This window comes from Klebsiella sp. CN_Kp088, from assembly GCF_040064335.1.
Lineage (GTDB): Bacteria > Pseudomonadota > Gammaproteobacteria > Enterobacterales > Enterobacteriaceae > Klebsiella > Klebsiella aerogenes.
Window position 1 is genome coordinate 59918 of the sequence record NZ_JBEAIQ010000029.1, and the last position, 13102, is coordinate 73019.

A 13102-nucleotide genomic window follows, 5' to 3' on the forward strand; every position below is an offset into this window, starting at 1 on the left:
AAGACGAAAAAAAGGGTGCTTTCGCACCCTTCTATTGTACTACGCTTTTCTCATCATCAGCCAAAGGCTTATCAGGAAGAAACTTGCGCTTGGCAGCAACGCACCGATTATCGGCGGTATGCCGTAAACCAACGTCAGTGGGCCAAATATCTGGTCGAGGACGTAGAAGATGAAGCCGAAGCTAATCCCGGTAACCACTCTCACGCCCATCGCCACGCTCCGCAGTGGGCCAAAAATGAACGACAGCGCCATCAGCATCATCACGGCCACCGACAGCGGCTGGAAAATTTTGCTCCACATATTGAGCTGGTAACGGCCCGGATCCTGGCCGCTGGACTTCAGATAGGTCACGTAGTTATGCAGGCCGCTGATTGACAGCGCATCCGGATCCAGCGCGACCACACCGAGTTTGTCTGGCGTCAGTTTGGTCTTCCAGGTGCCACTCACCATTTGCGTGCCGGTGACCTGTTTCGGATCGGTGAGATTAGATTCATCCACCTGCGACAGGCGCCAGATCTTAGCTTCATTATCAAACTTCGCGGAAGCGGCGTAACGGACAGATTGCAGACGACGATTATCGTTGAACTGATAGATGCTCACGCCGCCTAGTTCATCATTGCCCTTTACTCGTTCAATGTAGACAAAATTATGCCCGTCTTTCGCCCATAAACCCTGCTGGGTCGACAGCAGCGAACCGCCGTACATCTGCTGTGCACGGTAGTTACGCGCCATCTGTTCGCCCTGCGGCGCCACCCACTCACCCATCGCCATGGTTAACAACACCAGCGGGATCGCCGTTTTCATCACCGCCAGCGCCACCTGCATACGGGTAAAACCGGAAGCTTGCATCACCACCAGTTCGCTGCGCTGCGCCAGCATCCCCAGCCCCAGCAATGCGCCAAGCAGCGCCGCCATGGGGAAGAAGATTTGCACATCTTTTGGTACGCTGAGAATGGTATAAAGCCCGGCGCCCATTGCATCATAGCTGCCCTGTCCGGCTTTTTTCAGCTGGTCGACAAACTTAATAATGCCGGAGAGCGACACCAGCATGAACAGCGTCATCATGATGGTGTTGAAAATGGTTTTACCGATATAGCGGTCAAGTACGCCAAACGCCTGCATCACACCGCTCCTTTATTAAACCGGGCACGAAAACGACGCATCGGCACCGTATCCCACAGGTTAAGCAGCACCGCCAGCGCGAAGTAGAGCAGGTTCACGCCCCACATCCAGATAGCGGGGTCCATTTTGCCTTTACCCGCGTTCGATTTGATCGACGTTTGCAGCAGGAAGAACACCAGATACAGCAGCATCGCCGGCAGCATAGACAGCACGCGGCCCTGACGCGGGTTCACCACGCTAAGCGGGACAACCATCAGCGCCATCATGAACACCGCCGCCACCAGCGTAAATCGCCAGTGCAGTTCGGCGCGCGCGCGCGCGGTATCGGTCTTCCAGAGGGTGCGCATATTCATCTGTTCAGTGTCGCTGGGATCGGCCGCTACCGCTTGATGGCCAATTACCGCCTGGTAGTTTTTGAAGTCGGTAATACGGAAATCGCGCAGCATCGCCGTGCCTTCAAAACGCGTCCCCTGAGTCATAGTGACCACCTGGGATCCGTCTTTTTTCTGCGACAGTTCGCCGGAATCCGCCACCACAACGGAAGGACGCGCGTTGCCTTTGGGCCGCAATTGCGCAAGGAACACGTCGCTAAAGCGGTTGCCGTTCACGTTTTCGATAAACAACACCGCGCTGCCGTCGCTGGCCTGCTGGAACTGGCCCTGAGCCAGCGCCGCCATTCCAGGGTTGGCTTTGGCTTCCGCCAGCACTTCATCCTGATGGCGTGACGACCACGGCCCCGCCCACATCACGTTGACTGCCGCGACGGCGCCGGTAAACAGGGCGAGGATCATTGCCGCCTTAATCAATACGGCTTTACTTAAGCCGCAGGCGTGCATCACCGTAATTTCGCTTTCGGTATACAGTTTGCCCAGCGTCATCAACAGCCCGAGGAAAAGACTCAGGGGCAGAATGAGCTGCGCCATTTCCGGTACGCCCAGCCCTAACAGCGAGAGCACCAGGTTGGTCGGGATATCGCCATCTACCGCGGCGCCAAGGATCCTGACGAGTTTCTGACAGAAGAAAATCAGTAACAGGATGAATAGGATCGCCAACTGGCTTTTCAGCGTCTCACGAACCAGATATCTTATGATTATCACTATAAATACGCCCGTAAAAACCCGTCTTATTGCAGGAAAATTGCTTGTTTCATGGCTTAAACGTCATTTATTCTCTTTTGTCGTCGAAAACATCGCTAAGATTAAATGACTCATCGGTTCTGCGTATCAGGATCTTTTCTGACGAACCAAGGCCGTAATAACGTTAAGATTAACACGAAGTCACCGCAACAGCGGACATGAGTTACGAAAGCTTGCAATTATATACTCAATGGATTTCGAGTTGTAGAAAGGCGGCAGGACTGTGAAGCCCCAAAGCGGCATCAGCCAGCGTCAGGGGTAAGCAGGCGTAGCCAACGCATCTGCAACTGGAAAGGCGACGAGTATAGCCGTAGCCACCACTGTTGTCTTTAAGATTCAGGAGCATAGTGCATGGAGTTCAGTGTAAAAAGCGGTAGCCCGGAGAAGCAGCGGAGTGCCTGTATCGTGGTCGGCGTCTTCGAACCACGTCGCCTCTCCCCCATCGCCGAACAACTCGATAAAATCAGCGACGGTTACATCAGCGCCCTGCTGCGTCGCGGCGAGCTCGAAGGCAAGCCTGGCCAGACGTTGTTACTGCACCATGTGCCGAACATCCTGTCTGAGCGCATTCTGCTCATCGGCTGTGGTAAAGAGCGCGAACTGGATGAACGTCAGTATAAACAAGTTATTCAGAAAACCATTAATACTCTGAATGATACTGGTTCGATGGAAGCCGTCTGCTTCCTGACGGAACTGCACGTTAAGGGCCGCAACAACTACTGGAAAGTTCGCCAGGCCGTTGAAACCGCCAAAGAGACGCTATACAGCTTCGATCAGTTGAAGACCAACAAAAGCGAGCCGCGTCGCCCGCTGCGTAAAATGGTCTTTAACGTACCGACTCGCCGCGAGCTCACCAGCGGCGAACGCGCCATTCAACATGGCCTGGCGATCGCCGCCGGCATCAAAGCGGCGAAAGATCTCGGCAATATGCCGCCGAATATCTGTAACGCGGCTTACCTTGCTTCCCAGGCGCGCCAGTTGGCCGACACTTACAGCAAGAACGTCATCACCCGCGTGATCGGCGAACAGCAGATGCGCGAGCTGGGGATGAACTCCTATCTCGCCGTCGGCAACGGCTCGCAGAACGAGTCGCTGATGTCGGTCATCGAGTATAAAGGCAACCCGTCTGAAGACGCGCGCCCTATCGTGCTGGTCGGTAAAGGCCTGACCTTCGACTCCGGCGGTATCTCCATCAAGCCTGCCGAAGGCATGGACGAGATGAAGTACGACATGTGCGGCGCGGCGGCGGTCTACGGCGTAATGCGAATGGTTGCCGAGCTGCAGCTGCCGCTAAACGTCATCGGCGTGCTGGCAGGCTGTGAAAATATGCCTGGCGGTCGCGCGTATCGCCCGGGCGATGTTCTGACCACCATGTCCGGACAGACCGTTGAAGTGCTGAATACCGATGCCGAAGGCCGTCTGGTGCTGTGCGACGTATTGACCTACGTTGAGCGCTTCGAACCGGAAGCGGTTATCGATGTCGCAACGCTGACCGGCGCCTGCGTGATTGCCCTCGGTCATCACATCACCGGCCTGATGTCGAACCATAACCCGCTGGCTCATGAGCTGATCGGCGCCTCCGAACTGGCCGGCGACCGCGCATGGCGTCTGCCGCTGGCCGACGAGTTCCAGGATCAGCTGGAGTCCAACTTTGCGGATATGGCGAACATCGGCGGCCGTCCTGGCGGCGCGATTACCGCTGGCTGCTTCCTGTCACGCTTCACTCGCAAGTACAACTGGGCGCACCTCGACATCGCCGGTACCGCCTGGCGTTCCGGAAAAGCCAAAGGCGCGACTGGCCGCCCGGTGGCGCTGCTGTCGCAGTTCCTGCTCAATCGTGCGGGTTTTAACGGCGAAGAGTGATTGCCGTCTGATGCCCGGTGGCGCTACGCTTACCGGGCCTACGGAAAGATGCCGTTTGTAGGCCGGGTAAGCGTAGCGCCACCCGGCTTTGCATTTAAATCCACAACAAGAAGCCCCATATATGAAAAACGCAACGTTCTATCTTCTGGACAATGACACCATCGTCGACGAGCTCAGCGCCGTCGAACAGCTGGTGTGTGAAATTGCCGCAGAACGTTGGCGCAACGGCAAGCGCGTATTGATCGCCTGTGAAGATGAACAGCAGGCTATTCGCCTCGACGAAGCGCTGTGGACGCGGCCGCCGGAGAGCTTTGTGCCGCATAACCTGGCGGGCGAAGGCCCGAGAGGCGGCGCGCCGGTAGAAATTGCCTGGCCGCAAAAGCGCAACAGCAGCCCGCGGGATATTCTTATCAGCCTGCGGCTAAACTTTGCAGATTTTGCCACCGCTTTCACAGAAGTGATAGACTTTGTCCCTTACGAAGATTCTCTGAAACAACTGGCGCGCGAACGCTATAAAGCGTACCGCATGGCTGGTTTCAACCTGAACACGGCAACCTGGAAATAATGGAAAAGACATACAACCCACAAGATATCGAACAGCCGCTTTACGAGCACTGGGAAAAGCAGGGCTATTTCAAACCGAATGGTGATGAAAGCCAGGAGAGCTTCTGCATCATGATCCCGCCGCCGAACGTCACCGGCAGTTTGCATATGGGTCATGCCTTCCAGCAAACCATCATGGATACCATGATTCGCTACCAGCGCATGCAGGGTAAAAACACCCTGTGGCAGGCCGGTACCGACCACGCGGGTATCGCCACCCAGATGGTGGTTGAGCGTAAGATTGCCGCTGAAGAAGGTAAAACCCGCCACGACTACGGTCGCGATGCCTTCATCGATAAAATCTGGCAGTGGAAAGCGGAATCCGGCGGCACCATTACCCGCCAGATGCGCCGCCTCGGCAACTCCGTAGACTGGGAGCGCGAGCGCTTCACAATGGACGAAGGCCTGTCCAACGCGGTGAAAGAGGTCTTCGTTCGCCTGTACAAAGAAGACCTGATTTATCGCGGCAAGCGCCTGGTCAACTGGGACCCGAAACTGCGCACCGCCATCTCTGACCTGGAAGTAGAGAACCGCGAATCGAAAGGTTCCATGTGGCACATCCGCTATCCGCTGGCCGATGGCGCGAAAACCGCTGACGGTAAAGATTACCTGGTGGTCGCCACCACCCGTCCGGAAACCCTGTTGGGCGATACCGGCGTGGCCGTTAACCCGGAAGATCCGCGTTACAAAGACCTTATCGGTAAATTCGTGGTGCTGCCGCTGGTTAACCGCCGCATTCCAATTGTTGGCGACGAACACGCCGACATGGAAAAAGGCACCGGCTGCGTGAAAATCACCCCGGCGCACGACTTTAACGACTACGAAGTTGGCCGCCGTCATCAGCTGCCGATGATTAATATTTTGACCTTTGATGGCGACATCCGCGAAAGCGCGGAAGTCTACGATACCAAAGGCAATGAATCCGACGTCTATTCCAACGAGATCCCGGCTGAATTCCAGAAGATGGAACGTTTTGCCGCGCGTAAAGCGATGGTTGCCGCTGTCGACGCGTTGGGCCTGCTGGAAGAGATCAAACCGCACGACCTGACCGTGCCTTACGGCGACCGCGGCGGTGTGGTTATCGAACCGATGCTGACCGACCAGTGGTACGTGCGTGCGGACGTGCTGGCCAAGCCGGCAGTCGAAGCCGTTGAGAATGGCGACATTCAGTTCGTGCCGAAGCAGTACGAAAACATGTACTTCTCCTGGATGCGCGATATTCAGGACTGGTGTATTTCCCGTCAGCTGTGGTGGGGTCACCGCATCCCGGCATGGTACGACGATCAGGGCAACGTCTACGTTGGCCGCACCGAAGACGAAGTACGCCAGGAAAATAATCTCGGCGCCGACGTCGCGCTGCGTCAGGATGAAGACGTTCTGGATACCTGGTTCTCTTCCGCGCTGTGGACCTTCTCCACCCTCGGCTGGCCGGAAAACACCGACGCGCTGCGTCAGTTCCACCCGACCAGCGTGATGGTGTCCGGCTTCGACATTATCTTCTTCTGGATCGCCCGCATGATCATGATGACCATGCACTTCATCAAAGATGAAAACGGCAAGCCGCAGGTTCCGTTTAAGACCGTCTACATGACCGGCCTTATCCGCGACGACGAAGGCCAGAAGATGTCCAAATCCAAGGGTAACGTCATTGACCCGCTGGATATGGTTGACGGCATCACCCTGCCGGAGCTGCTGGAGAAACGTACCGGCAACATGATGCAGCCGCAGCTGGCGGAAAAAATCCGTAAGCGCACCGAGAAACAGTTCCCGAACGGTATCGAGCCGCACGGCACCGACGCCCTGCGTTTCACCCTGGCGGCGCTGGCCTCTACCGGCCGCGACATCAACTGGGATATGAAGCGTCTGGAAGGTTACCGTAACTTCTGCAACAAGCTGTGGAACGCCAGCCGCTTCGTACTGATGAATACCGAAGATCAGGATTGCGGTTTCAACGGCGGCGAGATGGTGCTGTCCCTGGCCGACCGCTGGATCCTGGCTGAATTCAACCAGACCGTGAAAGCGTACCGCGAAGCGCTGGATAACTTCCGCTTCGATATCGCCGCGGGCATCCTGTATGAATTTACCTGGAACCAATTCTGCGACTGGTACCTCGAACTGACCAAGCCGGTCATGAACGGTGGCAGCGAAGCGGAGCTGCGCGGGACTCGCCATACTCTGGTGACCGTGCTGGAAGGTCTGCTGCGCCTGGCTCACCCGATTATTCCTTTCATCACCGAGACCATCTGGCAGCGCGTGAAAGTAATCTGCGGTATCACCGCCGATACCATCATGCTGCAGCCGTTCCCGCAGTACGAGGCTTCTCAGGTTGATGAAGCGGCGCTAGCCGACACCGAATGGCTGAAGCAGGCGATCGTCGCCGTACGTAACATCCGTGCGGAGATGAACATCGCTCCGGGTAAACCGCTGGAACTGCTGCTGCGCGGCTGCAGCAAAGATGCCGAGCGTCGTGTTAACGACAACCGCAGTTTCCTGCTGAACCTGGCGCGTCTGGAAAGCATCACCGTGCTGCCTGCCGATGATAAAGGTCCAGTTTCCGTGACCAAGATTATCGACGGCGCCGAGCTGCTGATCCCGATGGCGGGTCTTATCGACAAAGAAGCCGAGCTGGCGCGTCTGGCAAAAGAAGTGGCGAAAGTCGAAGCGGAAATCGGCCGTATCGAAAGCAAGCTGTCCAACGAAGGCTTTGTGGCCCGCGCGCCGGAAGCGGTTATCGCCAAAGAGCGTGAGAAGCTGGAAGGCTACGCGGAAGCGAAAGCGAAACTGATTGAACAGCAGGCAGTGATCGCCGCGCTGTAATCCTCCCGCCCCTTATCCCATCCGGTAAGGGGCGTTATTTTATGAAAGATCCTCGCTTGCACTCTCCCCGCCCGCAGTGTTATTAACAACATCATCCGTCATTATTATTGTAATGAGTCTTCAAATGAATACGAGCGCAACCCTAACGCTATCCCTGCGCCGCATCACGGCCACTGATAATCCGGCGATTGCCAATGTTATCCGCCAGGTCTCCGCGGAATACGGTCTGACCGCCGATAAAGGCTATACGGTCGCTGACCCGAATCTGGATGAACTCTATGAGCTCTATAGCCAACCTGGCTCCGCTTATTGGGTGGTTGAGCAAAATGGCGAAGTGGTCGGCGGCGGCGGCGTGGCGCCGCTCTCGTGTAGCGAGTCCGATATCTGTGAGCTACAGAAAATGTACTTTATGTCCCCGGCGCGCGGCAAAGGGCTGGCGAAAAAGCTGGCGCTGATGGCGATGGATTACGCCCGCGAGCAGGGTTTTAAACGCTGCTATCTGGAAACCACCGCTTTTTTGAAAGAAGCGATTGGCTTGTATGAGCATCTCGGGTTTGAGCATATTGACGAGCCGCTGGGCTGCACCGGCCACGTCGATTGTGAAGTGCGGATGTTGAAAACGCTGTAACGCCTCGCTACCGTGGGCCTCCCCGGTAGCGCTGCGCTTATCGGGGCTACCCGCGGTGTCGTTTTTTGTCGGGTGGCGGCTAACGCCTTACCCGACCTACGGCCCGTGCTATTGCGAGCTAAAGCTCTCAACGCTCTCCCTCTCCCCAGGATTACTGAAACTGCCGGTGTTAGTGGCTACAGGGGCCGAATACCGCGGGCTACAACGCCGTCGGCACGCCGCTGTGGAAACGGAACTCGGGCTCCGGGCGGAGGATCAATGCCGCTTCCGCCTCGCCAAGCTGGCGTACGCGCTCGCTGATATCTCCCCCCGCTATCTTCTGCGCCAGGTCCAGGTAATCCTGATAATGCCGGGCCTCGGAGCGCAGCAGCGACAGATAAAACTTCTGGAGATCATCATCCAGCCACGGCGCCAGCGCGGCAAATCGCTCGCAGGAGCGCGCTTCGATATAGGCGCCGCAAATCAGCTTATCGATTAGCATCACCGGCTCATGGGATCGCACCTCCCGGCGCATACCGCGGGCATAGTTGCTGGCGGTGATTTTGACGTAAGGGATATCCCGCGCCAGCATGATCTCACGCACCTGCCAGAAGTGGTGCAGCTCCTCTTTGATAAGCAGAATCATGCTGTCGAGCAACTGGCTGCCCCACGGGTCGTTGGTTCGCGGCATGGCGCTTTTGTTGATCCGTTTATGCAGAGCGACAAAATCCGGCTCCGGCCCACGGCGATAGGTAAAGTCTTCGTACGGTTTCAGGCATTCCAGTAGCTCGTCGGCGCCATCTTTATCGGCGACGTAGCGGCGTACCAGCAGCATGGCGTTTTGCGCCGCTTTCAGCTCGCATACCATATGGTCGGTCAACAGCAGCGGCAGGTTTTCCGGTTTACGGGCTTCGTCAATCCACGCCTGCGGCGTTGGGCAGTGCAGGAATGCTAAAATCGGGGAAAGTATTTGCGGGTAATCCATTGAAGCTCCAGGCTATACCCTAATCAGGACGGGTATATACGGCGGCAGACGCCGCCGTATCCGTTGACGACTTAGTGGCGTACGCCGTTATCGTCTTCGTCAATTAAATCTTCGTCATCTTCGCCGTCATCGTCTTCGCCGTTCGGGTCTTCGTAGTAGGTACCCCAACCGTCGTACTCGACGTTGAATTTTTCCGCCAGGTTCATCAGCTGTTCAACCTGGGCGTCGATCAGATCGGCGTTAAGCGCGCTTTCGCTCAGGATATCGCAGCAGATCACCACTTCACCTTCTTCGACTTCCAGCTCTTCCGGCTCGGTGACTTCATAACCCATCTTGAAGGCCTCTACCGCCACTTTTTCCAACGTTTCGAAATCGTCGGCAGAGAGATGATGCTCAATGGTATACAGCGCGTCCGGATCGCTGCCATCTTCCAGCAGCTCTTCGATAATCAGACGCGTTTCCTCACGCTGTTCTTCCAGTAGTTCCGGGTTTGCCATGGCTCGTTCCTCATAATGTGCGGCAGATACTCCTATTGTCACATACCGCCGTGATTGCCTCCACCTTCTGTGTAAAAGATTTCTAACTCGGGGTTGCAAATGAATATTCATACATATAAAGTGAATTTTAATTCAATAGTGGCGTTTGCCAGGTGAGGGAATTATGTCCGCGTTATATCAGAAGCATTTCTTGAGATTACTGGATTTTACTGCTGCAGAAATTACCGGCCTTGTCGACCTGGCCGCGCAATTAAAAGCCGATAAGAAAAACGGCATCGAAGCCCAGAAACTGAAGGGCAAAAACATCGCGCTCATCTTCGAAAAAGACTCAACCCGCACACGATGCTCTTTCGAAGTTGCCGCTTACGACCAGGGCGCCCGCGTGACCTATCTCGGTTCCAGCGGAAGCCAAATCGGCCACAAAGAATCCATGAAAGATACCGCCCGCGTGCTGGGTCGCATGTATGACGGTATTCAGTACCGCGGCTACGGTCAGGAGCTGGTAGAAACCCTGGCGGAGTACGCCGGCGTGCCGGTGTGGAACGGCCTGACCGATGAATTCCACCCGACACAGCTACTGGCCGACCTGCTGACCATGCAAGAGCACCTGCCGGGTAAGGCATTTAATGAAATGACGCTGGTCTACGCCGGCGACGCGCGTAACAACATGGGTAATTCCATGCTGGAAGCCGCCGCGCTGACCGGGCTGGACCTGCGCCTGGTGGCGCCGAAAGCCTGCTGGCCGGAAGAGGGTTTAGTGGCGGAATGCACTGCGCTGGCGAAAAAGCACGGCGGCAATATTACCCTGACGGAAGATATCGCCGCGGGCGTAAAAGGCGCCGATTTCATTTATACCGACGTGTGGGTATCGATGGGCGAGGCGAAAGAGAAATGGGCGGAGCGTATCGCCCTGCTGCGCGGCTATCAGGTGAATAAAGCCATGCTGCAATTAACCGGCAACCCGCAGGTGAAATTCCTGCATTGTCTGCCCGCGTTCCACGATGACCAGACCATTCTCGGCAAACAGATGGCGGCGGAGTATGGACTGCACGGCGGTATGGAAGTGACCGATGAAGTCTTTGAATCCCCAGCGAGCATCGTCTTCGATCAGGCGGAAAACCGTATGCACACCATCAAAGCGGTGATGGTGGCGACGCTTGGAAAATAACCATTAATCACGGTAGGTTCCCGGATAGCGCGCTACGCGTATCCGGGCTAACCGTTTTAAGCCATCAACACCTTCACCACCGCTTTGCGCACCTTCGCCGGCGCCCCGACCGCACAGAGCGGTTTATGCACTTCGCCTGGATAAAACACTACAAAATCGCCCTCGTTAAGGATAACGGTTTTCTCCTGCGCGCCCTCGGCGAGGAAGGCGATGTCTTTGTCCGCCAGCCAGTCAGTCTGCGGCTCGCCTGCGGGTAAGGTGCTGAAGGTCATCCCTTCCTGACCGCGAAGTACAATTTGAATATCCAGATAGCGGGCGTGATACTCGGCGCGACGCTCGGCCTGTGCTTCGGTGCTGTCTTCAGAAATCAGATAGAACAGATTATTGCCGTCGATGTCGTGTTTGCCGAGCGGCGTCGACGCACTAACGTGGGCTTTAACATGCTCAATCGCCTGACGCAGCGCGTCCGGCAGCCAGGATTGCAGATGATGAATATTGCCGATAATCATAGTAGCCCTCAAATATAAAACAGCTTTTCATTTTTGTTTTATACGCTGCTTACCACTGCCAGACCACATTTTTATCGCGGTTTTTTGCGCTGGCGCAGCCTTCGCAGGCAAACGTTTCCCTGATTGTGGATTAATCGCTTGATTGCTCATCAAAGCTGCGTATAATGCCAGCCGTTTTGCCGGGAGGAAATATGGTCAATTGCGTACGACATTGCTGTGTCTTACCGCGTCTGAAAGCAGGCGCTGGCCTGGCGTTTTTCTTTCCGTTGCTCAATGAATTCTCGAAGCCCCTTATTTAAGGGGCTTTTTTTTTGCTCAGGCGTCAGGAGATAAGCATGGCTAACCCGCTATATCAAAAACATATCATTTCCATAAACGATCTCAGCCGCGAAGACCTCGAATTGGTGCTGGCGACAGCCGCAAAGCTGAAAGCCAATCCGCAACCCGAGCTGCTGAAGCATAAGGTTATCGCCAGCTGTTTCTTTGAAGCCTCCACCCGTACTCGCCTCTCTTTTGAAACCTCCATGCACCGCCTCGGCGCCAGCGTGGTCGGCTTCTCCGACAGCAGCAACACCTCGCTCGGCAAGAAAGGCGAAACCCTGGCCGACACCATTTCGGTTATCAGCACCTACGTCGACGCTATCGTAATGCGCCATCCGCAAGAGGGCGCCGCGCGTCTGGCAACCGAATTCTCCGGCAACGTACCGATTCTCAACGCCGGCGACGGCGCCAATCAGCATCCAACGCAAACCCTGCTCGACCTGTTCACCATTCAGGAAACTCAGGGCCGCCTTGAGAACCTCAATGTCGCGATGGTCGGCGACCTGAAATATGGCCGTACCGTACACTCGCTGACCCAGGCGCTGGCCAAATTCAACGGCAACCGCTTTTACTTCATCGCCCCGGACGCGCTGGCGATGCCGCAGTACATTCTCGATATGCTGGATGAAAAAGGCATCGCCTGGAGCCTGCATAGCGCCATCGACGAAGTGATGGCAGAGGTCGATATTCTGTATATGACTCGCGTGCAGAAAGAGCGCCTGGACCCATCGGAATACGCCAACGTGAAGGCGCAGTTCGTGCTGCGCGCCGCGGATCTCGAAGGCGCCCGCGTCAACATGAAGGTGCTGCACCCGCTGCCGCGCGTTGATGAAATCACCACCGACGTCGATAAAACGCCGCACGCCTGGTACTTCCAACAGGCCGGCAACGGCATCTTCGCCCGCCAGGCGTTACTGGCACTGGTATTGAATAGCGAGCTGGCACAATAAGGGGGAATGAGAGATGACACACGACAATAAACTGCAAGTAGAAGCCATTAAACGCGGCACCGTGATCGACCATATCCCGGCCCAGGTCGGCTTCAAGTTGTTGACCCTGTTCAAGTTGACCGAAACCGACCAGCGCATCACCATCGGCCTGAACCTGCCGTCCGGCGAGATGGGCCGTAAAGATTTGATTAAAATCGAGAACACCTTCCTGACCGATGAGCAGGTCAATCAGCTGGCGCTGTATGCGCCGGACGCAACGGTTAACCGTATCGATGATTACGAAGTAGTGGGCAAATCCCGCCCGAGCCTGCCGGAGCGCATCAACAGCGTGCTGGTCTGCCCGAACAGCAACTGCATCAGTCACGCTGAGCCGGTTTCGTCGAGTTTCGCAGTGAAAAAACGCGCCGATGACATCGCACTCAAATGCAAATACTGTGAAAAAGAGTTTTCCCATTATGTGGTGCTGGCCAACTAATTGCGGTTGGTATTAATACCGGCCCTCCCTATAATGGCTACGACCTAAT

The 13102-nt window shown here is 55.9% G+C and carries 13 protein-coding genes; 8 read left to right on the forward strand and 5 right to left on the reverse strand.

What is annotated here, in order from left to right; all coding sequences use genetic code 11:
• Positions 1 to 39 precede the first annotated feature (39 nt).
• Positions 40 to 1122 carry an LPS export ABC transporter permease LptG gene (gene lptG / locus ABLV08_RS18645; protein ID WP_015368543.1) on the reverse strand — a complete coding sequence of 361 codons (1083 nt, stop codon included), beginning with the start codon at positions 1120 to 1122 and terminating at the stop codon, positions 40 to 42.
• On the reverse strand, positions 1122 to 2219 hold the full coding sequence (lptF, locus tag ABLV08_RS18650) for an LPS export ABC transporter permease LptF (protein ID WP_020079782.1): 1098 nt from the start codon (positions 2217 to 2219) through the stop codon (positions 1122 to 1124). Before lptF ends, lptG begins: the two co-directional genes overlap by 1 nt.
• Positions 2220 to 2609: 390 nt before the next feature.
• Between lptF and pepA the strand changes: the two genes are divergently transcribed.
• The 4 genes from pepA (at position 2610) to ABLV08_RS18670 (ending at position 8169) form a co-directional block, all read left to right on the forward strand.
• On the forward strand, positions 2610 to 4121 hold the full coding sequence (gene pepA / locus ABLV08_RS18655) for a leucyl aminopeptidase (protein WP_008807121.1): 1512 nt from the start codon (positions 2610 to 2612) through the stop codon (positions 4119 to 4121).
• A 121-nt stretch (positions 4122 to 4242) separates the two neighbouring features.
• The gene (gene holC / locus ABLV08_RS18660; RefSeq protein ID WP_015368546.1) at positions 4243 to 4686 is read left to right on the forward strand and encodes a DNA polymerase III subunit chi; all 444 of its coding nucleotides are present in this window, start codon (positions 4243 to 4245) and stop codon (positions 4684 to 4686) included.
• Complete coding sequence (locus tag ABLV08_RS18665) at positions 4686 to 7541, forward strand: valine--tRNA ligase (protein ID WP_015368547.1); 2856 nt, start codon at positions 4686 to 4688, stop codon at positions 7539 to 7541. The genes holC and ABLV08_RS18665 overlap by 1 nt, the downstream gene beginning before the upstream one ends.
• Positions 7542 to 7665: 124 nt before the next feature.
• Positions 7666 to 8169 (forward strand): GNAT family N-acetyltransferase, encoded by a 504-nt coding sequence (locus tag ABLV08_RS18670; protein ID WP_139397281.1) that lies wholly within the window; start codon positions 7666 to 7668, stop codon positions 8167 to 8169.
• Positions 8170 to 8368: 199 nt separating this feature from the next.
• On the opposite strand, the gene miaE is transcribed toward ABLV08_RS18670, so the two are convergent.
• Together miaE and rraB are read right to left on the reverse strand one after the other, a co-directional pair.
• Entirely contained in the window at positions 8369 to 9133 is a 765-nt protein-coding gene (gene miaE, locus ABLV08_RS18675; RefSeq protein WP_042894224.1) for a tRNA isopentenyl-2-thiomethyl-A-37 hydroxylase MiaE, read from the reverse strand.
• A gap of 71 nt (positions 9134 to 9204) precedes the next feature.
• On the reverse strand, positions 9205 to 9630 hold the full coding sequence (rraB, locus tag ABLV08_RS18680; RefSeq protein ID WP_015368550.1) for a ribonuclease E inhibitor RraB: 426 nt from the start codon (positions 9628 to 9630) through the stop codon (positions 9205 to 9207).
• A gap of 163 nt (positions 9631 to 9793) precedes the next feature.
• Here rraB and argF point away from each other — a divergent pair, with 163 nt between their 5' ends.
• Entirely contained in the window at positions 9794 to 10798 is a 1005-nt protein-coding gene (argF, locus tag ABLV08_RS18685; protein WP_015368551.1) for an ornithine carbamoyltransferase, read from the forward strand.
• 56 nt (positions 10799 to 10854) lie between these two features.
• Here the strand turns inward: argF and ABLV08_RS18690 are convergent, their stop codons facing one another.
• On the reverse strand, positions 10855 to 11307 hold the full coding sequence (locus tag ABLV08_RS18690) for a YhcH/YjgK/YiaL family protein (protein ID WP_032713560.1): 453 nt from the start codon (positions 11305 to 11307) through the stop codon (positions 10855 to 10857).
• Between the two features lie 191 nt (positions 11308 to 11498).
• Here ABLV08_RS18690 and ABLV08_RS18695 point away from each other — a divergent pair, with 191 nt between their 5' ends.
• From ABLV08_RS18695 to pyrI, 3 genes are read left to right on the forward strand one after another with little or no spacing between them, the layout of a single operon-like run.
• Positions 11499 to 11606 carry a pyrBI operon leader peptide gene (locus ABLV08_RS18695; protein WP_020079785.1) on the forward strand — a complete coding sequence of 36 codons (108 nt, stop codon included), beginning with the start codon at positions 11499 to 11501 and terminating at the stop codon, positions 11604 to 11606.
• A gap of 36 nt (positions 11607 to 11642) precedes the next feature.
• Positions 11643 to 12578 (forward strand): aspartate carbamoyltransferase, encoded by a 936-nt coding sequence (gene pyrB, locus ABLV08_RS18700; RefSeq protein ID WP_015704213.1) that lies wholly within the window; start codon positions 11643 to 11645, stop codon positions 12576 to 12578.
• Positions 12579 to 12591: 13 nt separating this feature from the next.
• A complete protein-coding gene (pyrI, locus tag ABLV08_RS18705) occupies positions 12592 to 13053 on the forward strand; it encodes an aspartate carbamoyltransferase regulatory subunit (RefSeq protein WP_015368555.1) in 462 nt (153 codons plus the stop codon).
• The last annotated feature ends 49 nt before the right edge of the window (positions 13054 to 13102 follow it).